The organism is Rhodoferax koreense, from assembly GCF_001955695.1.
Classification (GTDB): Bacteria; Pseudomonadota; Gammaproteobacteria; order Burkholderiales; family Burkholderiaceae_C; genus Rhodoferax_B; species Rhodoferax_B koreensis.
Genome location: NZ_CP019236.1, coordinates 930,546 through 954,073 on the forward strand (window position 1 = coordinate 930,546; position 23,528 = coordinate 954,073).

Below are 23,528 nucleotides of genomic sequence, written 5' to 3' on the forward strand. Positions count from 1 at the left end.
ACCGCCCCGCACTCGCGAGAGTGCGGGGCGGTTTTCATTGGTGCTTGTGTCGCATGGATGACGGGCTCAGGTGGTTGGCGCCACGCCGTCGTAAGCGTTCTGCAGCAGCTGCCGCAGTGCCCGGGCCTCCACGGGGCGCGGATTCGGGTACTCGTTCTCGACCGCGATGGCGCAGGCCCGGTCGAGGTCCTCGGCGCGCAGGCCAATGTCCTTCAAGGCCAGCGGCGCGCCGTTGTCGCGGGCCAGCGCAAAAACGGCCTGCGCGGCGTCCGTGCCGCCCAGGGCACGCGCGATGCGCTGCATGGCCCCGTCTGCCGCTGCGGCGTTGTAGGCCAGCACATGCGGCAGCACGATGGTGTGGGTCTCGGCGTGCGGCAGGTTGAAGCTGCCGCCCAGCGTGTGGCACAGCTTGTGGTGCAGCCCCATGCCGACGCTGCCCAGCACCTTGCCGCACAGCCAAGTGCCGTAGAGCGCGTCGGCACGCGCCTGCAGGTCGCCGGGTGCCCGCCGGATGGCCGGCAGCGCGCGGCCCAGCGCCGCGATGCCTTCCTCGGCCAGCAGGCTGGCCACCGGGTTGCCGTTCGGCGCGTACAGGCCTTCGGCCGCATGGGCGATCGCATTGATGCCGCTGACCACCGACAGCCCCACCGGCAGGCCCAGCGAGAGCAGGGGGTCGTAGACCACGGTGCGTGGCAACACGCGCGGGTCGCGCCCGGTGCGCTTGATGCCGTCTTCGGTGAAGCCGTAGATCGGCGTCATCTCCGAGCCGGCGTAGGTGGTGGGTATGGCCAGGATCGGCAGACCCGAATCGAAGGCGATGGCCTTGCCCAGGCCGATGGTGGAGCCGCCGCCGATGGCCACCGCGCAGTCGGCGCCGTACTGGGCGGCGAAGCGGCGCGCGGCCCGGGCGGTCTCGATGGGCACGTGCATCACTGCGGCGTCGAAGATGCCCGCCGCCCGGTGGCCCAGCAGGCCGGCCACCTGTTCCGCCTGGGGGCGCTGGTGCGGCGTGCACAGCACGATGGCGTTGCGAACGCCCATCGCATCGAGCTCGGCGGCGGTCTTGTGCAGCGTGCCGGCGCCGAACAGCACACGCTGCGGCTGGCTTTCGAAGGTGAAGGCGTGCATGGTGGTCAACCCGCCTCGCGCAGCGTCACGGCGGGCAGCTTGGGGTAGATGTGCTGCTCGGTGGCATACGAATCGAACACCATCGCCAGCGTGTAGCCGTCGGGCGAGCTGCGGACCACCGACGCCATGCCGATGGTGCCGCCCGCACCGCCCCGGTTGTCGATGATCAGCGGCTCCTGGATCTGCCGGGCCACCTTGTCGACCGTGCGGCCGGCGGCGCACGGCACCACCAGCGTGACGGCTTTGGACGGATGGGTCTGCGCCAGCGCGGCCGCCAGCAGCCCCGCGCCCGACACCGCACCCAGCGCCAGCCGACGCAGCAGCGGTGCCAGGGCCCGATGGAAGGGTGCGCGTGGGCTTGGTATTGTGTCCTGTGGATGCATCGTCGGATCCATGTGGTTCGCTGAGAGGCCGATACTATGCGCTGCGCGCCGGCCTGGAGACGCTGGCGCCTGCCAAATGCTTTTGCATGGGATGCACAAATGGAATCGATCAAATTTGCCGAAAACCTTGCCATGTTCGTCGACGTGGCGCAGGCCGGCAGCTTCTCCGCCGTGGCGCGGCGCAAGGGCCTGGTGGCGTCTTCGGTGGCGCGCCAGATCGACGCGCTGGAGTCCGATCTCAAGGTGGTGCTGTTCACCCGCTCGACGCGCGCGCTGGTGACGACCGACGCCGGCGAGCTGCTGTTGGCCCGCGCCGTGAAGATCCTGCACGCCATGAGCGATGTGCGCAGCGAAGTGGCGTCGCTCGACCGCAGCGTGCAGGGCCTGCTGCGCGTCGCCTGCGTGCCGGCTTTTGGGCGGCGCCACGTGGTGCCGCACCTGGGCAGCCTGTTCGCCAAACATCCCGGCCTGAGCGTCGAGCTCGAGTTGACCGAGCGTGCGGTCGATGCCGTGGTGGAGCGCTTCGACGTCGTCATCCGTGTTGGCGAGCAGCCCGACAGCAGCCTGGTGAGCCGGCGCATCGGCAGCCAGCGCTACATCATCGGCGCTTCGCCGGCCTACCTCGAGCGGTACGGCCGGCCGACCCATTTCCATGAACTGTCGCGCCACCGGCTCATCGATCGGCAGCACAGCACCAGCATGCGTGGCTGGCGCGAGATCGAAGGCGACGGCGCCTGGCAGCCGTCCCAGTTCGCGCTCGAATGCGACGACTGCGATGCGCGCCGGCTGTCGGCCGCGCAGGGGCTGGGCATCGCGCTGATGCCGAACTGGGCGATCGGCGAAGACCTGGCGGCCGGCCGGCTGGTGGCGCTCGACCTCGCGGGCGCACCGCCCCAGCCCGAGTCGGGCATCTACCTCCTGCGCGCCGCGCCGCGCGCGAACTCGAGAACGCGGGCGTTCACGCAGCACCTGATCGGCAGCATCGGCCGCTCGGCGAGCTGGATCCAGGACGCCGCCAACGCGGCCTGAGGCAGGGCCTCTGGCGCGCGTCGGCATCAGGGTTTTCACTGATTCCGAAGGCTTTCTCGCTTCTGGCGTGCGCCACATTCACCCACGCAAGCGGATTTGCTGCAAAATAGCACGACCGTTCGTTTTATTTTGCTAACCCTCCCATGTCTGCCTCCGCCTTGTCCGCATCCCCCGCCAAGCCGCCCCGTGCCGAGGCCGGCGGCGTGGACAACCGCGCCCTGCTCAAGGGCCGGCAGACCAAGGCGGCGATCATCGACGCGGCGCTCGCCCTGGCCAGCCACATCGGGCTCGAGGGCCTGAGCATCGGCGCGCTGGCCGAGGTCACGCAGATGAGCAAATCCGGCGTCTTCGCGCATTTCGGTTCGCGCGAGGAGCTGCAGATCTCCGTCATCCGCGAGTATTTCCGCCGTTTCGAGGCCGAGGTGTTCTACCCGGCCATGCGTGCCCGGCGTGGCCTGCCGCGCGTGCGCGCGCTGTTCGCCAACTGGATGAAGCAGGTGGCCATCGAGCTGCAGTCGGGCTGCATCTTCATCAGCGGCGCGGTGGAGTTCGACGACCGGCCCGGCATCGTGCGCGATGCGCTGGTGGGCTCGGTCAGCACCTGGCTGGCGGCGATGAACCGCGCCGTCGTGCAGGCCCAGGAACTCGGCGAACTGCGCGCCGATGCCGACGAGCGGCAGATTGCCTTCGAGATCCACGGCCTGATCCTGGCGCTGCACTACGAAGCCCGCTTCCTGAAGCACCCCGGTGCGGTCGAACGCGCGAACGTGGGCTTCGCCAGCATCCTGGCGCGCCATGGCGCGTCCGAAGAGGCGTTGTCCCCCGTGCCATCCATTCCGAAGAAGACGGCCCCGCGCCGTGTTAGCAAATCCATTCCAACCCCATCGAGCCCCAAGGAGTAAGACCATGCCGACCTACACGCCGCCCCTGCGCGACATGCAATTCGTGATGCACGAGGTGCTGCACGTCACCGACGAATTCAAGGCCATGCCGCGCCATGCGGAAGTCGACGTGGACACCATCAATGCCGTGCTCGAGGAGGGCAGCAAGTTCGCGGTGGACGTGATCTTCCCGCTCAACATCAGCGGCGATGAAGAAGGCTGCGTGCTCGACAAGACCACGCACGAAGTCACCACGCCCAATGGCTTCAAGCAGGCGTTCAAGCAATACGCCGAAGGCGGCTGGCCGGCGCTGGCGTGCGATCCGGAATACGGCGGCCAGGGCCTGCCGATCGTGGTGAACCAGTGCTTCTACGAGATGCTGAACTCGGCCAACCAGGCCTGGACCATGTACCCCGGCCTGACTCACGGCGCCTACGAGGCCCTGCATGCGCACGGCACCGAAGCGCAGAAGAAGACCTATTTGCCCAAGCTCACCAGTGGCGAATGGACCGGCACCATGTGCCTGACCGAGCCGCACTGCGGCACCGACCTGGGCCTGCTGCGCACCAAGGCCGAACCCCAGGCCGACGGCAGCTACAAGATCACCGGCAACAAGATCTTCATCAGCGCGGGCGAACACGACCTGGTGAGCAACATCGTGCACCTGGTGCTGGCCCGCCTGCCGGATGCGCCCCAGGGTAGCAAGGGCATCAGCCTGTTCATCGTGCCCAAGTTCAGCGTCAAGGCCGATGGCTCGCTGGGCGAGCGCAACGGCGTGTACTGCGGCGGGCTGGAGCACAAGATGGGCATCCACGGCAATGCCACGGCGCAGATCGTGCTCGACGGCGCCATCGGCACCATGGTCGGCCAGCCCAACAAGGGCCTGCAGGCGATGTTCGTGATGATGAACGCCGCGCGCATCGGCGTGGGCATGCAGTCGCTCGGCCTGACCGAAGTCGCCTACCAGAACGCGCTGGCCTATGCCAAGGACCGCATCCAGGGGCGTTCGCTCACCGGGCCGAAGGACAAGACCAAGCCGGCTGACAGCATCATCCACCACCCCGACGTGCGCAAGATGCTGCTCACCGCCAAGGCGTATGCCGAAGGCGGCCGCGCGCTGAGCCTGTACTGCGCGATGCTGATCGACCGCGAACTGCACCACCCCGACGCCAAGGTGCGCAAGGACGCCGAGGAAATGGTCGCGCTGCTCACGCCGATCGTGAAGGCCTTCATCACCGACAACGGCCACATCGCCACCAACGCCTGCATGCAGGTCTTCGGCGGCCACGGCTTCATCAAGGAATGGGGCATGGAGCAGTTCGTGCGCGACAACCGCATCAACATGATCTACGAGGGCACCAACACCATCCAGTCGCTCGACCTGCTGGGCCGCAAGGTGCTGGGCAACAACGGCGCCACGCTGAAGAAGTTCGGCAAACTCGTCGGCGCGCTGGTGGAAGAAGAAGGCGTGAACGAGAAGATGGCCGAGTTCATCAACCCGCTGGCCTACCTGGGCGACCAGATGACGAAGTTCACCACGGAGCTCGGCTTCAAGGGCTTCCAGAATCCCGACGAAGTCGGCGCCGCGGCCGTGGACTACCTGCGCGTGGCCGGCCACCTGGTGTTCGGCTACTTCTGGGCGCGCATGGCCCAGGTGGCGCTGCGCGAAATCGCCAATGGCAACACCGACCCGTTCTACCAGGCCAAGGTGCAGACCGCGCGGTTCTACTTCGCCAAGCTGTTCCCCGAGACCGCCACGCTGATGCGCACCGCGCGTGCCGGCAGCGCCGCGCTGATGAACACCGATGCTGCGCTGGCCTGAGCCTTGAGATAAAAACACATGGAGACGCAGATGCATAAAGCGCTGATAGCTATTATTTTGGGAGCGACTTCGGCGGCGAGCCAGGCCCAGATGTCGCCCGTGGGCGACTGGCAGACCACCGACGAGAAAACCGGCGAGCTCAAGTCGCAGATCCACATTGCCGAGGCCGGCGGCGTATTGACCGGCCGCATCGACAAGCTGTTGCGCAAGGAGGCGAAGCAGGACGCGGTCTGTGTGGAATGCAGCGACGACCGCAAGGACAAGCCGATGCTCGGGCTCGAGATCATCCGCGGCGCGAAGAAGGCCGAGGGGAAGGACGTGTGGGAAGACGGCAAGATCCTCGATCCCGAAAACGGCAAGACCTACACGCTGCGTCTCACGCCGATCGAAGGCGGCAAGAAGCTCGAAGTGCGCGGCTATATCGGTCCGTTCTTCCGTAACCAGACCTGGACCCGCGTCCCTTAATTTTCAGGAACAGACATGTCTCGATTCCAAGTCAAGAAAGTCGCCGTGCTCGGCGCAGGCGTGATGGGCGCGCAGATCGCGGCGCACCTCGTGAACGTCAAGGTGCCGGTGATCCTGTTCGACCTCCCGGCGAAGGAAGGCCCGAAGAACGGCATCGTGACCAGAGCCATCGATGGATTGAAGAAACTCAAACCCGCGCCGTTGGCCGTGGCCGATGATGCGGCGCTGATCCAGGCCGCCAACTACGAGGAACACCTCGACCTGCTGAAGGACTGCGACCTGGTGATCGAAGCCATCGCCGAACGCATGGACTGGAAGCTCGATCTGTACAAGAAGATCGCACCTTTCGTTGCAGCCCATGCGATCGTGGCCTCGAACACGTCCGGCCTGAGCATCACCAAGCTCAGCGAGGCCCTGCCCGAAGACATCCAACCGCGTTTCTGCGGCATCCATTTCTTCAACCCGCCGCGCTATATGTATTTGGTGGAGTTGATCGCCACGCCCACGACACAGCCGAAGATCCTCGACGACCTGGAAACCTTCGTCACCAGCGGCCTGGGCAAGGGCGTGGTGCGCGCCAAGGACACGCCGAACTTCATCGCCAACCGCGTCGGCATCGCCGGCATGCTGGCCACGATGCAGGAGGCGGAAAACTTCGGCCTGACCTACGACGTGGTCGACGACCTCACCGGCAAGAAGCTCGGCCGGGCGAGTTCGGGCACCTTCCGCACCGCCGACGTGGTGGGGCTGGACACCATGGCCCACGTGGTGAAGACGCTGCAGGACAACCTGAGTGCAGACACCGACCCGTTCTACGCCAGCTACGGCACGCCCGAGGTATTGAAGACCCTGCTGGAGATGAAGAACCTGGGCCAGAAGAGCAAGGCCGGCTTCTACAAGAAGGTCGGGCGCGACGTGCTGCGGTTCGATCTGGCCAGCAAGGACTACGTGGCAGGCGGCCAGAAGTCCGACGAGGTCTACGCGCGCATGCTCAGGAAGCCCGCGGCGGAGCGCCTCCAGCTGTTGCGCGAGAGCGAAGGCCCGCAAGGCCAATTCCTGTGGGCCATTCTGCGCAACAGCTTCCACTATGCGGCCGTGCACCTGGCCGACATCGCCGACACCGCGCGCGACGTGGATTTCGCGATGCGCTGGGGCTTCGGCATGAAGCAGGGCCCGTTCGAGTTGTGGCAGGAAGCCGGTTGGCTGCAGGTGGCCGAATGGATCAAGGCCGACATCGCCGCCGGCAAGACGATTTCCGACGCGCCGCTGCCCGACTGGGTGTTCAGCGGCAAGGTCGTGGGCGCGGGCGGCGTGCACACGGCCGAGGGTTCGTTCAACCCGACGACCCAGGCCTTCGAGCCGCGCCGCGTCCTGCCCGTGCATGCGCGGCAACTGTTCCCCGAGGCCGTGCTCGGCAGCCAGGCGCAGGGTTTCGAGACCGCGGGCAAGACGGTGTACGAGGACAAGGGCATCCGCCTGTGGAGCCTGGATGGCGACGTGCTCATCGCCAGCCTCAAGACCAAGATGCACGCCATCAGCCCTGAAGTCGCCGAAGGCCTCCAGCAAGCCGTGGACCTCGCCGAGCAAAGCTACCAGGGGCTGGTGATCTGGTCGGGCGACGAACCCTTCAGCGCCGGCGCCGACCTGCAGGCCATGCTGCCAGCATTCATGGCCGTGGGCGTCTCCGCCATCGACGAGGCCGAACACCACTTGCAGCAGACCATGCTCAAGCTGCGCTATGCCAGCGTGCCGGTGATCTCCGCCATCCGTGGCCTGGCCCTGGGCGGGGGCTGCGAGATGGCCGTGCATTCGGCGCGCCGCGTGGTGGCGATGGAGAGCTACATCGGCCTGGTGGAAGTCGGCGTGGGCCTCGTGCCCGGTGCCGGTGGCCTGGCCTACATCGCGCGCCGTGCCGCCGAGAATGCGGCCAGCTCGACCGACAAGGACATCCTGAAATTCCTCACCGAAGGCTTCACCGCCGCGGCCATGGCCAAGGTCGGCACGAGTGCGCTCGAGTCGCGCCAGCTCGGCTACCTGCTGGACAGTGACATCGTTGTCCCGAACAAGGACGAGTTGCTGTTCGTTGCGCTGAACGAGGCCCGCGCCATGTTCACCGCCGGCTACCGCGCGCCGCTGCGCCGCCCCTTCCCGGTGGCGGGACGCTCGGCCAAGGCCACGATCCAGGGGCAACTGGTCAACATGCGCGACGGTGGCTTCATCAGCCAGCACGATTTCCACATTGCCAGCCTGATCGCCGGCGTGGTGACGGGCGGCGACGTGGACGCGAACACCCTGGTGACCGAGGAATACCTGATGACGCTGGAGCGGCGTGCGTTCTGCGCGCTGCTCACGCACCCGAAGACCCAGGAACGCATCATGGGCATGTTGTCCACCGGCAAGCCGCTGAGGAACTAATCATGAGCAAGCAAATTCAAGACGCCTACATCGTCGCCGCCACACGCACGCCCATCGGTCGTTCGCACCGCGGTTTCTTCCGCAACACCCGGCCGGACGACCTGCTCGCCACGGTGCTGCGCGCCGCCGTCGCCCAGGTGCCGGGGCTCGATCCGGCGGCCATCGAGGACATCATCTGCGGCTGCGCCATTCCCGAGGGTGCGCAGGGCCTGAACGTGGCGCGCATCGGCGCGGTGCTGGCCGGGCTGCCCAAGAGCGTGGGCGGCATCACGGTGAACCGTTTCTGCGCCTCGGGCCTGTCGGCGGTTCAGATGGCGGCCGACCGCATCGGCGTCGGTGAGGCCGAGGTGATGATCGCCGCCGGCACCGAGAGCATGAGCATGGTGCCGATGATGGGCAATTCGCCGTCGCTGTCGCCGGCCATCTTCGCCAATCCCGACGACATCGAAAGCTACGGCATCGCCTACGGCATGGGCCTGACGGCCGAGAAGGTGGCGCAGCAGTGGAAGGTCAGCCGCGACGACCAGGACGCGTTCGCCTACCAGTCGCACATGAAGGCCCTGGCGGCGATGAAGGCCGGCGAGTTCGGCGATGAGATCACACCGGTCGACGTGGAGGAGCGCTCGCTCGATCTGGACTCGGCCGAGGTCGGCATCCAGACGCGCACCGTGCGCCTGGACGAAGGCGCGCGGCCCGACACCAGTGTCGAAGGCCTGGGCAAGCTCCGCACGGTGTTCTCCGCACGCGGCTCGGTCACGGCGGGCAACAGCTCGCAGACTTCAGACGGCGCGGGTGCGCTGATCCTGGCCAGCGAAGCCGCGGTGAAGCGTTTCGGCCTGAAGCCTTTGGCGCGTTTCGTGAGTTATGCGGCGCGTGGCGTGCCGCCGCAGATCATGGGCATCGGCCCGGTGGAGGCCATCCCGGCCGCGCTGCGCTACGCCGGACTGAAGCAGGACGACATCGACTGGATCGAACTCAACGAAGCCTTCGCCGCGCAATCGTTGGCCGTGATGCGCACGTTGGGCCTGGATCCGGCCAAGGTCAACCCCATGGGCGGCGCCATCGCGCTGGGCCATCCGCTGGGCGCCACCGGCGCGATCCGCGCCGCGACGGTGGTGCACGCACTGCAGCGCAAGAACCTGAAGTACGGCATGGTCACCATGTGCGTCGGCATGGGGCAGGGCGCCGCAGGCATCTTCGAACGCGTCTAGGCGGGCGGCCATGGGCACCACGCATTTCCTGGACCAGGCGCTCAAGCTCGAGGCGGCGCCAGCCGACGCAGACCACTACACCGGCACGGCCAGCCCGGCCTACTGGAACATGGTCGGCCCTTTCGGCGGCACCACGGCCGCCACCGTGCTGCAGGCGGTGATGCAGCACCCCAAGCGCCTGGGCGAGCCGATCGCGCTCACGGTGAACTACGGCGCGGCGCTGGGTCCGGGCGCGTTCACGGTGACGGCGCGCGCCGTGCGCACCAACCGCTCGACGCAACACTGGCGCATCGACCTCAGCCAGGCCGATGCCGAGGGTGCGCCGCAACTCGTCACTACCGCCACGGCCGTCACCGCCGCGCGACGCGACACCTGGGGCGTGAGCGACATGCCGATGCCGTCCGCGCCGCTGCCGCACGAGGTCGAATCGAGCAAGCTCGACTTTCGCGTCGAGTGGCCGCGGCGCTACGACATGCGCGCCATTCTGGGCGACGTGCCCACGCAATGGAACGAGACCGAAAGCCAGGCCGATCCAGCCGAGGCCAGCCTCACCCGTCTGTGGGTGCGCGACGAGCCCCCGCGGCCCATCGATTTCCCCGCGCTTGCCGCCATGGCCGATGTGTTCTACCCGCGCGCCTGGCTGCGCCGCCCCAAGCTCGTGCCGGCGGGCACGGTGTCGTTCACCGTGTATTTCCATGCCGACAGCGCCTTGCTCGACGCCACGGGCGACGGTCACTTGCTGGCGCAGGCGCGGGCCCAGGCATTCCGCAACGGCTTCTTCGACCAGTCGGCGCAGCTGTGGAACCAGGCGGGTGCGCTGCTGGCGACATCGCACCAGATCGTCTACTACAAGGAATGACCGGCATTCCTCCACAATCGACGATTCCGAACTTCATCCTCAGCGCAGCGGAGACTCACCATGAGCGACATCCTCACCCACACCGAAGCCGGTGTGATGACCATCACCTTCAACCGCCTGGACAAGAAGAACTCCATCACCGGCGCCATGTACACCGAGCTGTCCGACGCGCTCGACCACGCCTCGGCCGATGCCGGCGTGCGCGTGGTGGTGTTCCAGGGCCATGAAACCATCTTCAGCGCCGGCAACGACATCGGTGATTTCCTGAGCAACAGCTCGGCCGCGCTGGACACGCCGGTGATGCGTTTCCTGGCCGCCATCAGCACCTTCCCGAAGCCGATGATCGCGGCCGTCTGCGGGCCGGCCGTGGGCATCGGCACCACCATGCTGCTGCATTGCGACCTGGTCTATGCGGGCGACAACGCGGCGTTCTCCATGCCTTTCGTGAACCTCGGCCTGTGCCCCGAGGCCGCGTCCAGCCTGCTCGTGCCGCAGATGATGGGCTACCACCGCGCGGCCGAGGCGCTGCTGATGGGCGAACCCTTCATGGCCGAGGCCGCGCTCGAAGTCGGCCTGGTCAACCGCATCGTGCCGCCGACCGAGGCCAACGGCCTGGCGCTGGCGCAGGCGCGCAAGCTCGCGGCCAAGCCGCTCACTTCCCTCATCGAGACCAAGCGCCTCATGAAGAAGGGCCAGGCCGCGCAGGTCGCGCAGCAGATCGCCGAGGAGGCCGCGAGCTTCGGCCGCATGCTGCAGGCGCCAGCGGCCAAGGAAGCCTTCGGCGCGTTCATGGAAAAACGTCGGCCGGATTTCTCGAAGCTTTGAGTTACAGGCAGCCGCCTCGGGCTGCGTATGATGCGGCCGACGCTTTTCAGGAGACCCCATGTCGCACATGCTGTTGATCCTCGAACCCCATGGCCAGCGTGCGGCCCGCACCGAGGCCGAGGGCCGTGCCGCCTATGACAGCATGCTGGCATTCGCCGCCGGCCTCAAGGCGCGAGGCCTGTTGAAGGCGGCCGAATCGCTGCGTGCCGATACCGATGCCGTGCGTGTACGCACCGGCGCCGGCCGCAGCCAGATGCTCGACGGCCCCTTCACCGAAGCCAAGGAAATGATCGGCGGCTTCTTCCTGCTCGACGGCGTGACCCGCGAAGAGGCCATTGCCATCGCGCGCGAATGCCCGGCGGCGCAGTGGGCCACGGTCGAGGTGCGCTCCCTCGGCCCCTGTTTCGCCTAGCGCCAATTTTTTTCGGACCGGCTGTCGATTTCGCCGGATCTTCTTCGTCGTGGAAGTACAAGCTGAAGCAACTTCGGCTTGGCAACCCGAAGACCCAGGAGAAGCACCCATGCGTTTCATGATCATCGTGCGGTCCGTGCCCGAATTCGAGGCCGAGCCGACGCCCGTGCCCGACGAAAAGCTGCTGGCCGAGATGGCCGCCTACCACGAGGCCCTGGCCAAGGCGGGCGTATTGCTCGACGCCGCGGGCCTGCAGCCCAGCCGCAAGGGCTGGCGCATCCGCTATGACGCGCGCGGCCGCAGCGTGACCGACGGCCCTTATGCCGAGAGCAAGGAACTCATCGCCGGCTACACCTTGATCCAGGTGCGCTCGCGCGAGGAGGCGCTGGAATGGAGCCGCCGTTACCCCAACCCCGTGGGCGAAGGCCGCCCGGCCGAAATCGAGGTGCGCCAGCTCTACGAGATGGAAGACTTTCCGCCAGCCCGGACCACCGTGACAACCGATTCCCCCGACCAACCCGCCCGTTCCTGAGGAGCCCCCATGCCACGCAAGATCTTCGTCAACCTGCCCATCAAGGACATGGCCAAGTCCAAGGCCTTCTTCACCAGCCTGGGCTTCGGCTTCAACCCGCAGTTCACCAACGACCAGGGCGCCTGCATGGTCGTCAGCGACGACATCTTCGTGATGCTGCTGGTCGAACCTTTCTTCCAGACCTTCATCAAGAAGCCGATCTCCGACGCGACCAAGGCCACCGAGGTGCTGGTCTGCCTGTCGTGCGAAAGCCGCGCCGAGGTCGACGAACTCGTGGCCAAGGCGCGGGCCGCGGGCGGCACGGTGCCGAACGATCCGCAGGACCACGGCTTCATGTACGGCCATGGTTTCGAGGATCTCGACGGCCACGTCTGGGAACTGGCCTACATGGATATGGCGGCGGTTCCGCCGACGCCCTGATGATGGGCGTCCGCGTTCTGATTGCCCGCGAACCCGTTCGCGCCGAGCCTGTCGAAGCGCCAGACGACGCGTCATGACTTCGGCCACCCACCAGGCGATCAACGCGGTCTGGCGCATCGAGTCCGCGCGCATCGTGGCCGGCGTGGCCCACCTCGTGCGAGACATCGGCCTGGCCGAAGAGCTGGCGCAGGATGCGCTGGTGGCGGCACTCGAATACTGGCCCACGCGGGGTGTACCCGACAACGCCGGCGCCTGGCTGATGGCCACGGCGAAGAACCGCGCACTCGACCACCTGCGTCGCCAGAAGGTGCTGCAGGGCAAGCTCGCGCAGATCGGCCAGGACCTCGAAGCCCAGGAGGCGCTCACCGTGCCCGATTTCGTCGATGCCCTCGATGCCGCGCGTGCCGACGAGATCGGCGACGACCTGCTGCGGCTGATCTTCACCGCCTGCCATCCGGTGCTGTCCACCGAGGCGCGCGTGGCGCTCACGCTCAAGCTGCTCGGCGGACTGAGCACCCACGAGATCGCACGCGCCTTCCTGGTGGCGGAGCCGACCGTGGCGCAGCGCATCGTGCGCGCCAAACGCACGCTCGGCGAGGCCGGCGTGCCGTTCGAACTCCCGCGCGGCGATGCGCTGGGCGAAAGGCTGGGCTCGGTGCTGGAAGTCGTCTACCTGATCTTCAACGAGGGCTACACCGCCACCGCGGGTGACGACTGGATGCGGCCCGAGCTGACTCAGGAGGCGCTGCGCCTGGGGCGCATGCTGGCCGAACTGGCGCCCGAGGCCAGCGAGGTGCACGGCCTGGTGGCACTGATGGAGCTGCAGGCCTCGCGCGCCGCGGCCCGCACCGACACCGCGGGACGGCCGGTGCTTCTGCTCGAGCAGGACCGTAACCGTTGGGACCCTTTGCTGATCCGCCGCGGCCTGGCCGCACTCGCGCGTGCCGAGGCGCTGGGCCATGGCGACGGCAGCTATGCGCTGCAGGCCGCCATTGCCGCCTGCCACGCGCGCGCACGCGTGGCCGCCGACACCGACTGGCCGCGCATCGTCGGCCTGTACGAACGGCTGGCGCGGCTGGCGCCATCCCCGGTGGTCGAACTCAATCGGGCCGTGGCCGTCGGCATGGCGCAGGGACCGGCAGCGGCGCTGGACATCGTCGACGCGCTGCGTGGCGACAAGTCGCTGCAGTCCTACCAGTGGCTTGCCGCGGTACACGGCGATCTGCTGGCCCGCCTCGGCCGCGTGGGGGAGGCGCGTGCCGCGTTCGAGCGGGCTGCCGCACTGGCCCATAACACACGTGAGCGCGAGCTGATGCTGGCGCGCGCGCAAGCGCTGGGCGATGGGGAAGAACCATGATGGGCGAGGCCACCGTCACCGTGGAATTCGCCGCCAGCCTGCGCCGGCACGTGGACTGCGCGCCGCAGCAGGTGGCGGCCGGCCCGCTGCGCGCCGTGCTCGAGACCGCGCTGCAGGCCGCACCCCAGCTGGGCGCCTATGTCTTCGACGACCAGCGTCACATCCGCCAGCACGTGGCGGTTTTCGTCAACCGCGAGATGTTGCGCGACCGTGTCCGGCTCGATCAGCCGCTGGTGCCCGGCGACCGGGTGCTGGTGATCCAGGCGCTCACCGGCGGCTAGGATGCGGCCCCCATGCCCAACGCTTCGCGTATCGCTGCCCCCGCGGGGGCGATGCTTTGCCGACTCTCAAGGAGCTTGCCATGACCACCTTACTCGTCGCCACCCGCAAGGGTTTGTTGACCGTCCGGCAGGACGGGAATGCCTGGTCCATCGATGCGCTGTTCTTCCCGGGTGAGCCGGTCAGCCAGGTACTCGCCGATCCGCGCGACGGCGCCTGGTATGCCGCGTTGCGGCTCGGTCATTTCGGCGTAAAGCTGCACAAGAGCCTGGACCGGGGTGCGAGTTGGACGGAGATCGCCGCGCCCGCTTTCCCGCCAAAACCCGATAGCGGCCCGCTGGCCGACGATCCCACGCCCTGGAGCGTGGACATGGTCTGGTCGCTGGCCGCCGGTGGCGCGGACGAGCCCGGCACACTGTGGGCCGGCTGCCTGCCCGCCGGGCTGTTCAAGTCGGAGGATGGTGGCACGAGCTGGGTGCTGAACGAAGCCTTGTGGCAGCAGCCCGGCCGGCGCCAGTGGATGGGCGGCGGCTACGACCAGGCGGGCATGCACAGCGTGGTGGTGGATCCACGCGATGCGCGGCACATCACGGTGGCGATCTCCTGCGGCGGCGTGTGGCAGACCCGCGACGGTGGCGCGAGCTGGGTGCTCAGCGCCGCCGGCATGCGCGCCGACTACATGCCTGCCGACAGCGCGGACGACCAGAACGCGCAGGACCCGCACCGCATGGTGCAGTGCGCCGCCGCACCCGACCACCTCTGGGTGCAGCACCATTGCGGCATCTACCGATCCACCGACGGCGCACGCAGCTGGCAGGCCATTGCCGCACCCGTACCCTCGGGCTTCGGCTTCGCGGTGGCCTGCGACCCCCGCGATCCGGACCGGGCCTGGTTCGTGCCGGCCAAGGTCGACGCCTGCCGTATTCCGGTCGATGGCCGCATGGTGGTCACACGCACGGACGATGGCGGCAAAACTTTCAGGGCGTTCGGCGCTGGCCTGCCGCAACAACACGCGTTCCAGCTGGTCTACCGCCATGCCCTTGAGGTCGCCGCAGACGGCCGGACCCTGGCGATGGCATCGACCACCGGTGGGCTCTGGCTCAGCGGCGACGCGGGCGAGCACTGGCATTGCGTGTCCAACGACCTGGCACCGGTGGCGGCGCTGGCGTTCGCAGATTGAGTTTCCTGAACTGAATCGGCTCAGGCAGGGACTGCGGCCGCACCGGGCCGATCCCAATGCCGGTGGGCGGCGATGGCCTGAATGAACGCCTGGGCGGTCTCTGGCGCACTGTCGGCCGAGCCGGCGCCCAGCACCACGCCCGGATGCACGGCCAGCGCCTTGGCGTCGGCGCCCGCGGCAATGCCCAGGCCCTGCAGTAGCCGCACGCCGTCGCCGAGGGCACACACGGGCTTGAAGTGCTTGTAGGCCTCCAGCACGTAGTGCACGGCGTCACCCATGCCAGCCAGGGTGGCCACGCTGTCGGGCCCGCCCGCAACCAGCACCGCGTCGAACATGATCGAAGGCGCATTGGCCAGCGTGAAGTCCACGGGCAATTGCCGTCCCGTGGCCGTGGCCACCTGACCCAGTTGCGGCGCCACGGTCTTGACGATGGCACCCGCGTCCTTGAGCGATTGAAGAAGGGGCCGCAGGCCCAGCATCTCCACGCCGTCGGCCACCAGCACCGCCACCTTGCGCGTCGGGATGCCCTTTCCCGGAGGCCGCGCCATCGCCAGTGCGGACGATTCCTCGATGGGCAGCTGGATGCGGACATCGCGAAAGCCGGCGCGGCCCGCCGCGGCGCGTGCGTCGGGCGCATCGATACCCAGTGGCGCGGCCACTTTCTTGGCCAGCATGGCGTCCACGTGCGCGAGGTTGTCCACCACGCGCTGGCGGATGGCCGGGGTGTCCACCTTGGACAACTCGAAGCGGAACGCCGCCACGATGTGTTCCTTCTCGGCCGCGCTCTGGCTGTGCCAGAACAGGGCGGCCTGCGAAAAGTGGTCGTCGAACGAAGGGCTGCGTCCGCGGAACTTCGGGGATTCCATCGGTTCCGGATGCACCTGGAAGCCGTTGCTGCCGCCGTCCACGCGGAACTCCGCGCCGCCCGCGCCCAGCGTATTCGGCTCGTAGTTCGCGCGTCCACGGTCCACGGTCTGGCGGTGCATGCCGTCGCGCTGGAAGTTGTGGAACGGGCAGACCGCCTTGTTGATGGGAATCTCGTGGAAGTTCGCACCACCCAGGCGCGAGATCTGCGTGTCGGTGTACGAGAACAGCCGGCCCTGCAGCAGCGGGTCGTTGCTGAAATCGATGCCGGGCACCAGGTGGCCCGGGTGGAAGGCCACCTGCTCAGTTTCGGCAAAGAAGTTGTCGGGGTTGCGGTTGAGCGTGAGCTTGCCGACGATCTCCACCGGCACCATCTCCTCGGGGATGAGTTTGGTTGCGTCGAGGATGTCGAAGCCCAGGCTCTGTTCCTTGCCTTCCTCGATGACCTGCATGCCGAGTTCCCATTCGGGGAAGTTGCCCGCCTCGATCGCTTCCCACAGGTCGCGGCGGTGGAAGTCTGCGTCCTTGCCGGCGATCTTCTGCGCCTCGTCCCACACCAGGCTGTGCAGGCCGAGCTTGGGTTTCCAGTGGAACTTGACGAAGTGCGCTTCGCCGCGCGCGTTGATCAGGCGGAAGGTGTGCACACCGAAGCCTTCCATCATGCGCAGGCTGCGCGGGATGGCGCGGTCGCTCATGGCCCACATCAGCATGTGGGTGGTCTCGGGCATCAGCGAGGCGAAGTCCCAGAAGCTGTCGTGTGCGCTGGCGGCCTGAGGCATCTCGTGGTGCGGCTCGGGCTTGACGGCGTGGATCAGGTCGGGGAACTTCATCGCGTCCTGCACGAAGAACACCGGCATGTTGTTGCCCACCAGGTCGTAATTGCCTTCCTGCGTGTAGAACTTGACGGCGAAGCCGCGCACGTCGCGCACGGTGTCGGCCGAGCCGCGTGCACCGGCCACGGTGGAGAAGCGCACGAAGACGGGGGTGCGCGCATCCGGGTTCTGCAGGAAATCGGCGCGCGTGTAGCGCGAGAGCGACTTGTAGACCTGGAACACGCCGTGCGCCGCCGAGCCGCGCGCATGCACCACACGCTCGGGAATGCGCTCGTGGTCGAAATGCGTGATCTTCTCGCGCAGGATGAAGTCTTCGAGCAGCGTCGGCCCGCGCGGACCTGCCTTCAGTGAATTGTGGTTGTCAGGGATCTGCAGGCCCTGGTTGGTCGTCAGCACGGTGGCGGCGTCGGCCGACGAAGCGGCCATCTGCTTCTCCTTGTCGAGTGCACCGTCGGTGGCCTTGCCGCGCGCGCCATTGCCGCCGCGGCCATTTTTCGGGAGGGGCATGAAGTTCCTTCGCGATGCGGTCAGGACACGTCGACGCAGCATTCGATGGCGTTGACCACCATCACCAGGGCCGTCACACCCACGCCACCCGCCACCATCCACACGATCCAGTCCATGGTTTTCCCCTCAGTTGCGAAATTGAATGCGCCGCGGTCGATTCACGGCTTTCGCCAAGCGTAGGAGGGGGCGGGCAGAGGCCACGTAGCCCGACGATGCCGCAGTCTGTGGGACAGGCCAGGGGATGCCGGTAGGATGATGCTGACGCCGTGCGCGCCGTCGAGCGCCGTGGGTGCTCAGGGCAGGTCGGCGAGCATGGCCAGGCTGTCCAGATAGGCGTCGGCATCCACCCCGCGCACCGGCTCGCCATGGTTGTAGCCATAGGTCACCAGCACCACCGGGCAGCCCGCCGCGCGCGCGGCCTGCGCGTCGTTGGCCGAATCACCGACCATCAGCGTCTGCGGCGGCGCCACGCCCAGCGCCGCGCAGGTCTTGAGCAGCGGCAGCGGATCGGGCTTCTTGCGCTCGAAGGCATCGCCACCGAAGACCTGGCTGAAGTAGCCGGCCAGGCCCTTGGCGGCCAGCAGGGGACGGGCGAAATCGCTCGGCTTGTTGGTCAGGCAGGCGAGGCGCCAGCCGCGCGCCTGCAGGGCTTCCAGACCCTCGGTCACGCCCGGGTAGACACTGGAGAACTGGCCGTTGATGGCCAGGTAGTGCCGCTGGTAACTGGCCCACGCTGCGTCGTACAGGCTTTCCGAGCCTGCCGGTGCCTGCCTCTGTGGCGCGATGGCCTGCACGTGGTGCAGCACGGCGCGGATCAGGTGTTCGGACCCTTTGCCGACCATGGTCTCGACCTTGGACGCGGCCACCGGCGGCAGCGACAGATCCTGCAGCATGAGGTTCAGCGCCGCCGAGAAGTCGCCGAGCGTGTCGACCATGGTGCCGTCCAGATCGACGATGGCCGCCTGAAAGGGTTGGCGCGGGGACTGGAGAGCAACATTGAACATGGTGGGCAGTGGTCGGTGCAAATCCTGCGAATTCTAAAGAGCCCCGGACGGGGCCTTCGCCTACATGGCTGTCCGGGGGCGGCCAACACAATGCAGGCCAAGGGCCCGGTCCCGACCTGCCATCCTTCTTCTTTCCAGGAAAAATCCATGCGTTTATTTGCCGGCTGCGACCTCACCCTGGAAGCCTCCGAGCCTTGCCCCACCGTGGCCATGCTGCGCCCCCGCAGCGGCCTGGCGCAGTGGTTGGCCAGTGAGAGCTACCAATTTGACCCGCCCGTGCGGCCCACCGAGTATGTGGACACCTACGGCAACCTGTGCCAGCGGTTCGAGATCGCGCCGGGGCCGATGCGCATTCGCTGGAGTGCCATCGTCGAGACCGACGAATTCATCGCCGTCGAGCCGAATGCGCCGGCCACGCCTGTCAGCGACATGCCGTCGGACGTACTGCAGTTCCTGCTGCAAAGCCGCTACTGCCCCAGCGACAAGATGAGCGAGCAGGCTCAGCAGATCGCCGGTCACCTGCCTGCGGGCTACGCCCAGGTCGAGGCGATCCGGGCCTGGGTGCACCAGCACATCGCGTACCGCTACGGCGTGAGCGAGGCCACGACCGATGCCATGGACACGCTGGAGGCAGGCGCGGGCGTGTGCCGCGATTTTTCCCATATCGGCATTTCCTTCTGCAGGGCGCTGCACATACCCGCGCGCATGGTGGTGGGCTACCTGTACCAACTCGACCCCATGGACCTGCACGCCTGGTTCGAGGCGTACATCGATGGCCGCTGGTACACCTTTGACGCGACGCAGGACCAGCCCAGGGGCGGGCGCATCGTCGTGGCCTATGGCCGGGACGCGGCCGATGTCGCTTTCATCTCCAACTATGCCGGCCTGTCGACCAAGTCGCTCACCGCCTGGGTGCAACTGGACAACGGGCAGCCGCTTTTCTAAGCGGTGCAGCAGGCGCCTTTCGGTGCCGGCCGATCGGCCGGGTCGGCGTCTCTCCACGAAGCCCACACAAACGCTCGACACGCGATCAAGGTTGCCGGCGCACACTCCGAAGTCTTGAAATTTGGAGTTGTCCTTCCATGACTGCTGAGCTGCTGGCCGACGAGGCGAAATATTGTTCCTTTGGCGATACGGTGCACTATGTGAACCCGCCCAAGATCTTTGCCGGCTGCGATGGCAGCTACATGTTCGATGCCGAAGGCACGCCTTATCTCGATCTGCAGATGTGGTATTCGGCGGTCAACTTCGGCTACAAGAACAAGCGTCTCGAAGACGTGATGAAACGCCAGCTCGAGACCCTGCCCCAGATCGCCAGCCAGTACCTGCACCCGACCAAGATCGAACTCGCCAAGTGGATCGCGCAGGACGCCGAGGCCAAGTGGGGCCGGCCGGGGCGGGTGCACTTCAACGTGGGCGGCGCGCAGGCCATCGAGGATTCGCTGAAGGTGGTGCGCAACGCCAGCAACGGCAAGAGCCTGATGTTCGCCTTCGAAGGCGGCTACCACGGCCGCACGCTGGGTGCTTCGAGCATCACCTCGAGCTACCGGTACCGCCGCCGCTTCGGCCACTTCGGCGACCGCGCGCAGTTCATCCCCTTTCCTTATCCCTTCCGCCGCCCGAAGGGCATGACGGCCGAGGAATATTCCGATTCCATCGTGCGGGAATTCGCGCGCAAGTTCGAAAACGAATACCACGCCGTCTGGGACCCGAAGACCGGCCAGTGCGAATACGCGGCCTTCTACGTGGAGCCGATCCAGGGCACGGGCGGCTATGTCGTACCGCCGGCCAACTTCTACAAGGGCTTGAAGAAGGTGCTGGACGAACACGGCATCCTGCTCGTGGTCGACGAGATCCAGATGGGTTTCTGGCGCACCGGCAAGCTTTGGGCCATCGAGAACTTCGGCGTGCAGCCGGACGTGCTGGTGTTCGCCAAGGCGCTGACCAACGGCCTGAACGCGCTGAGCGGCCTGTGGGCGCGCGAAGAGTTGATCAACCCGCAGATCTTCCCGCCGGGTTCCACGCATTCGACCTTTGCGGCCAACCCGCTGGGCACGGCGCTGGGCCTCGAGGTGCTGAAGATGACGGCCGAGATCGACTACGGCGCCAAGGTGCGCAACAGCGGCGCCTACTTCCTTGAAGGCCTCAAGGAGCTGCAGAAGCGCCACAAGGAAATCGGCGACGTCGACGGCATGGGCCTCGCGCTGCGCGCGGAGATCTGCACGGAAGACGGCTTCACACCGAACCGCGCGCTGCTGGACAAGATGGTCGACATCGGCCTGTCCGGCGACCTCGAATACAAGGGCCACAAGGCCGGCCTGGTGCTCGACGTGGGTGGCTACTACAAGAACGTCATCACCTTCGCGCCGTCGCTCGAAATCTCGCGCCCCGAGATCGATGAAGCCATGGTCCTGCTGGACCAGCTCATCACGCGAGCCAAGCGCAGCTAAGCCGTCAGACGGCGGTGCTGTTCGCATGCCAGCTTGAGCCGGACGGGCTGATCAAGGCCTTCGCCGTGCATCCGCCCGAGGGCTTCGCCCTGCTCGAAGGCGGAGGACCGGCCGGTGCCGCGGCGCCGGCATTCAGCGCCGCCTTCGACCTGCTGACCACGGCCGAGCCGGCGTTGAAGCGGCGTGCGGCGGCGCTGCCGCTGTTTCGCTACTGGTCGCGCTGGCTGCGCATCCGGACCGCCTTCGTCGGCACCACGGTGTCGGAATACGCGCTGTTGCCGCACACCGGTTCGGCCACGGCCCAGGTGCAGAGCCTGCTGCGCCGCTGGGGCGGTGACTTCCGCCTGCTGATCGTGAAGGATCTGCCTGGCGTGTCGCCGCTGCTGGGCGCGGCCGACAACGCGCGCGCCGAGGCCCTGCTGCGGGCCTGCATGGACGCGGGCTTCGTGCTGGTCGAAGGCCAGGCGCTGGCCTATGTGGCCATCGACTTCGAAGACGTCGACACCTACCTGCGCCGCCTGTCCGCGAGCCGCCGGCAGAACCTGCGGCGCAAGCTACGCAGCCGTGCCGCTCTGCAGATCACCCGGCTGCCCACGGGCAGTGCCTGCTTCGCCGACGATGCCGTGGTCGATGCCTATTACGCGTTGTACGGCGCGGTCTTCGCACAGAGCGACATCCATTTCGACCAGCTCACGCGCGATTTCTTCGCCGCCGTGCTGCGCGATGGCGCCAGCGGCGGCGTGGTCTTCGAATACCGGCAGGCCGGCGTGCTCGTGGGATGGAACCTTTGTTTCGAAGCCGGCGGCAAGCTCGTCGACAAATACATCGGCTTTCGCTACCCCGAGGCGCGCGCCTGCAACCTGTATTTCGTGAGCTGGATGGTCAACCTCGAATACGCGATCGAACGCCGGCTAACGCACTACGTGGCCGGCTGGACCGATCCCGAGGTCAAGGCCCAGCTCGGCGCGAGTTTCACCTTCACGCGGCATGCCGTGTATGTGCGCAACCCCGTTTTGCGCCGACTGGCCAGGCGCTTTGCCGGCCATTTCGAGGGCGACCGGGCCTGGCAGGAAGCCTCGGTGTGAACACACCTGTCGTGCTCGACCTCGATGGCGCCGTGGGGGCACTGCCCGGTGCCCAACGCCTGGCCCTGCAGGACCGGCAGGAGGCGCTGCGCTTCGGCTGCGGCCTGGGTGCGATCCAGTCGCTGAAGGACTGGCTCGACCTGCATCTCCCTGCGCAACACGGCACGGTGTTCATGGGCAGTGGCGACTTTCACCACCTGAGCTGGCCGCTGATCGCCCACCATGTGCGCGCTCGCGCGTCGGACCTGCCCTTGCGGGTGGTGGTGCTCGACAACCATCCCGACAACATGCGCTTCCCGTTCGGTGTGCATTGCGGCTCCTGGGTGCGCCGCGTGGCGCTGATGCCCGAGGTTCGCGAGGTGATCGTCGCCGGCATCTGTTCGGGCGACATCGGCTGGCGGCACGCCTGGGAGAACCAGCTCGCACCGCTCCTTGCGGGCAAGCTCAGCTACTGGAGCGTGGGCGTCGACACAGGCTGGGCGCGCTGGCTCGGGCTCGCGCGCGCATTCCGCAACTTCGCCGACGCACAGTCGCTCACCGATGCCCTGGTGGCGCTGCTTCAGCGCGAGAGGCAGGCCACCTACCTGTCGATCGACAAGGATGTGTTCGCGCCCGAGGTGGTGCGCACCAATTGGGACCAGGGCGGCCTGTTGGAGGCCCAGGCCATGGCGGTGATCGACGCGCTGCGCGGCCAACTGGTCGGCAGCGATGTGACGGGCGAGGTGTCTGCCTACCGCTACCACACGGCCTGGAAACGCTGGCTCAGCGCACAGGACGGGCAGGACACGGCGATTGACCCGGCGCAACTCGCGCTCTGGCAGGATGGCCAGCACGCTTTGAACCTGCGGCTGCTTCGCCGGCTGGACTCGGCGCACTCCTGAACGCCCAGCGCCAGGTGCACGGGCCAGGCCCACGCCCAGGCGCGGCCCTCGCCTACTTTTCCGATCTTCGGCTTTGAGGCATATTGGCGAAAAACGGGCAGAGCGCGCCGAGCGCGCAGACCTCCAACACAACACGATGAGGGAGTTTCCATGCATTCCATGCCAAAGCCCTCCATCCAGGCGCTCGCCGATGATCTGGCCAGGCGAGCAGGGCTGATCAGCAGCTTCGGCCACGCCACGCCGCAGATGGTCGGCTTCATGCAGCTGGTGGCCAGCCGATGCCTGGACGTGCTGCACCGCCCTGTCTCGGCCGACGAACGTTACGCCGACATTGCCCGCATGTTCGGTGCCGCGGCCGCCGTCGACACCGCACGCGCCGGCGTGGTCTGCCGGGCCGTGCTGCGCGATGCGCCGCAATTGAGTGCCCGCGAACGCAGCCTGGCCGAGGACATCTTCGGCGAAGCCATGCGGCAACGGCTCGGCGGTGCCGACGCGCTGTTTCGCCACCATTGCGCATGGGTCGACGCGCCCCGGTCCGAGGCCGGCAGGCGCTGGCGCGAGGCTGCCAGCATGGCGCGGCTGCTGACCATGGAGCGCCTCGCCCATGTCGGTGCGGCCCGGGTGGCGCTGGACGAAGACAGGGGCGCGTATTTCGAGATGGAGTTCCTCCACGCCGTTGGCTGAAAAGTGCCCAAGCTGCGGATGG

23 protein-coding genes are annotated in these 23,528 nt (G+C 67.3%); 19 read left to right on the plus strand and 4 right to left on the minus strand.

The genetic code is table 11. From position 1 onward, the window contains the following. Positions 1–66: 66 nt before the first annotated feature. Together RD110_RS04420 and RD110_RS04425 are read right to left on the minus strand one after the other, a co-directional pair. Complete coding sequence (locus RD110_RS04420) at positions 67–1,128, minus strand: maleylacetate reductase (RefSeq protein WP_076204366.1); 1,062 nt, start codon at positions 1,126–1,128, stop codon at positions 67–69. Positions 1,129–1,133: 5 nt separating this feature from the next. Further along, positions 1,134–1,511, minus strand: a complete 378-nt coding sequence (locus tag RD110_RS04425; RefSeq protein ID WP_083686628.1) for a tripartite tricarboxylate transporter substrate-binding protein — start codon at positions 1,509–1,511, stop codon at positions 1,134–1,136. A gap of 99 nt (positions 1,512–1,610) precedes the next feature. Here RD110_RS04425 and RD110_RS04430 point away from each other — a divergent pair, with 99 nt between their 5' ends. From RD110_RS04430 to RD110_RS04495, 14 genes are all read left to right on the plus strand, one after another. Further along, positions 1,611–2,540 carry a LysR family transcriptional regulator gene (locus RD110_RS04430; RefSeq protein ID WP_076197073.1) on the plus strand — a complete coding sequence of 310 codons (930 nt, stop codon included), beginning with the start codon at positions 1,611–1,613 and terminating at the stop codon, positions 2,538–2,540. Between the two features lie 143 nt (positions 2,541–2,683). Continuing rightward, entirely contained in the window at positions 2,684–3,442 is a 759-nt protein-coding gene (locus tag RD110_RS04435) for a TetR/AcrR family transcriptional regulator (protein ID WP_076197075.1), read from the plus strand. Between the two features lie 4 nt (positions 3,443–3,446). Then, on the plus strand, positions 3,447–5,243 hold the full coding sequence (locus tag RD110_RS04440; protein WP_076197077.1) for an acyl-CoA dehydrogenase C-terminal domain-containing protein: 1,797 nt from the start codon (positions 3,447–3,449) through the stop codon (positions 5,241–5,243). Positions 5,244–5,273: 30 nt separating this feature from the next. Beyond that, a complete protein-coding gene (locus RD110_RS04445) occupies positions 5,274–5,708 on the plus strand; it encodes a DUF2147 domain-containing protein (RefSeq protein WP_076204367.1) in 435 nt (144 codons plus the stop codon). Between the two features lie 15 nt (positions 5,709–5,723). Then, positions 5,724–8,123 (plus strand): 3-hydroxyacyl-CoA dehydrogenase/enoyl-CoA hydratase family protein, encoded by a 2,400-nt coding sequence (locus RD110_RS04450; protein ID WP_076197079.1) that lies wholly within the window; start codon positions 5,724–5,726, stop codon positions 8,121–8,123. A gap of 2 nt (positions 8,124–8,125) precedes the next feature. Continuing rightward, on the plus strand, positions 8,126–9,334 hold the full coding sequence (locus RD110_RS04455) for an acetyl-CoA C-acyltransferase (protein ID WP_076197081.1): 1,209 nt from the start codon (positions 8,126–8,128) through the stop codon (positions 9,332–9,334). A gap of 10 nt (positions 9,335–9,344) precedes the next feature. Next, the gene (locus tag RD110_RS04460) at positions 9,345–10,193 is read left to right on the plus strand and encodes an acyl-CoA thioesterase (RefSeq protein WP_076197083.1); all 849 of its coding nucleotides are present in this window, start codon (positions 9,345–9,347) and stop codon (positions 10,191–10,193) included. Between the two features lie 60 nt (positions 10,194–10,253). Further along, entirely contained in the window at positions 10,254–11,018 is a 765-nt protein-coding gene (locus RD110_RS04465) for an enoyl-CoA hydratase (RefSeq protein WP_076197096.1), read from the plus strand. Between the two features lie 58 nt (positions 11,019–11,076). Beyond that, the gene (locus RD110_RS04470) at positions 11,077–11,430 is read left to right on the plus strand and encodes a YciI family protein (RefSeq protein ID WP_076197098.1); all 354 of its coding nucleotides are present in this window, start codon (positions 11,077–11,079) and stop codon (positions 11,428–11,430) included. Positions 11,431–11,539: 109 nt separating this feature from the next. Beyond that, positions 11,540–11,962 carry a YciI family protein gene (locus tag RD110_RS04475; RefSeq protein ID WP_076197100.1) on the plus strand — a complete coding sequence of 141 codons (423 nt, stop codon included), beginning with the start codon at positions 11,540–11,542 and terminating at the stop codon, positions 11,960–11,962. Between the two features lie 9 nt (positions 11,963–11,971). Continuing rightward, on the plus strand, positions 11,972–12,382 hold the full coding sequence (locus RD110_RS04480; protein WP_076197102.1) for a VOC family protein: 411 nt from the start codon (positions 11,972–11,974) through the stop codon (positions 12,380–12,382). Positions 12,383–12,455: 73 nt separating this feature from the next. Then, positions 12,456–13,739, plus strand: a complete 1,284-nt coding sequence (locus RD110_RS04485; RefSeq protein ID WP_076197104.1) for an RNA polymerase sigma factor — start codon at positions 12,456–12,458, stop codon at positions 13,737–13,739. Continuing rightward, a complete protein-coding gene (locus tag RD110_RS04490; RefSeq protein WP_239467168.1) occupies positions 13,736–14,020 on the plus strand; it encodes a MoaD/ThiS family protein in 285 nt (94 codons plus the stop codon). Before RD110_RS04485 ends, RD110_RS04490 begins: the two co-directional genes overlap by 4 nt. Before the next feature lie 80 nt (positions 14,021–14,100). After that, a complete protein-coding gene (locus RD110_RS04495; RefSeq protein ID WP_076197108.1) occupies positions 14,101–15,198 on the plus strand; it encodes a WD40/YVTN/BNR-like repeat-containing protein in 1,098 nt (365 codons plus the stop codon). Positions 15,199–15,218: 20 nt separating this feature from the next. Here RD110_RS04495 and RD110_RS04500 read toward each other — a convergent pair whose 3' ends face one another. Both RD110_RS04500 and RD110_RS04505 read right to left on the minus strand, forming a co-directional pair. Continuing rightward, a complete protein-coding gene (locus RD110_RS04500; protein ID WP_076197110.1) occupies positions 15,219–17,402 on the minus strand; it encodes a catalase in 2,184 nt (727 codons plus the stop codon). A 293-nt stretch (positions 17,403–17,695) separates the two neighbouring features. Further along, the gene (locus RD110_RS04505; protein ID WP_076197112.1) at positions 17,696–18,406 is read right to left on the minus strand and encodes a phosphoglycolate phosphatase; all 711 of its coding nucleotides are present in this window, start codon (positions 18,404–18,406) and stop codon (positions 17,696–17,698) included. A 147-nt stretch (positions 18,407–18,553) separates the two neighbouring features. On the opposite strand from RD110_RS04505, the gene RD110_RS04510 reads away from it, so the two are divergent. From RD110_RS04510 to RD110_RS04530, 5 genes are all read left to right on the plus strand, one after another. Continuing rightward, positions 18,554–19,351, plus strand: a complete 798-nt coding sequence (locus RD110_RS04510) for a transglutaminase-like domain-containing protein (RefSeq protein WP_076204370.1) — start codon at positions 18,554–18,556, stop codon at positions 19,349–19,351. A gap of 137 nt (positions 19,352–19,488) precedes the next feature. Beyond that, the gene (locus RD110_RS04515; protein WP_076197114.1) at positions 19,489–20,856 is read left to right on the plus strand and encodes an aspartate aminotransferase family protein; all 1,368 of its coding nucleotides are present in this window, start codon (positions 19,489–19,491) and stop codon (positions 20,854–20,856) included. A gap of 14 nt (positions 20,857–20,870) precedes the next feature. Beyond that, positions 20,871–21,941, plus strand: a complete 1,071-nt coding sequence (locus RD110_RS04520; RefSeq protein ID WP_076197116.1) for a GNAT family N-acetyltransferase — start codon at positions 20,871–20,873, stop codon at positions 21,939–21,941. Continuing rightward, entirely contained in the window at positions 21,938–22,822 is an 885-nt protein-coding gene (locus RD110_RS04525; RefSeq protein ID WP_239467169.1) for an arginase family protein, read from the plus strand. The genes RD110_RS04520 and RD110_RS04525 overlap by 4 nt, the downstream gene beginning before the upstream one ends. Before the next feature lie 150 nt (positions 22,823–22,972). Further along, positions 22,973–23,506, plus strand: a complete 534-nt coding sequence (locus tag RD110_RS04530) for a hypothetical protein (protein WP_076197118.1) — start codon at positions 22,973–22,975, stop codon at positions 23,504–23,506. Positions 23,507–23,528 lie beyond the last annotated feature (22 nt).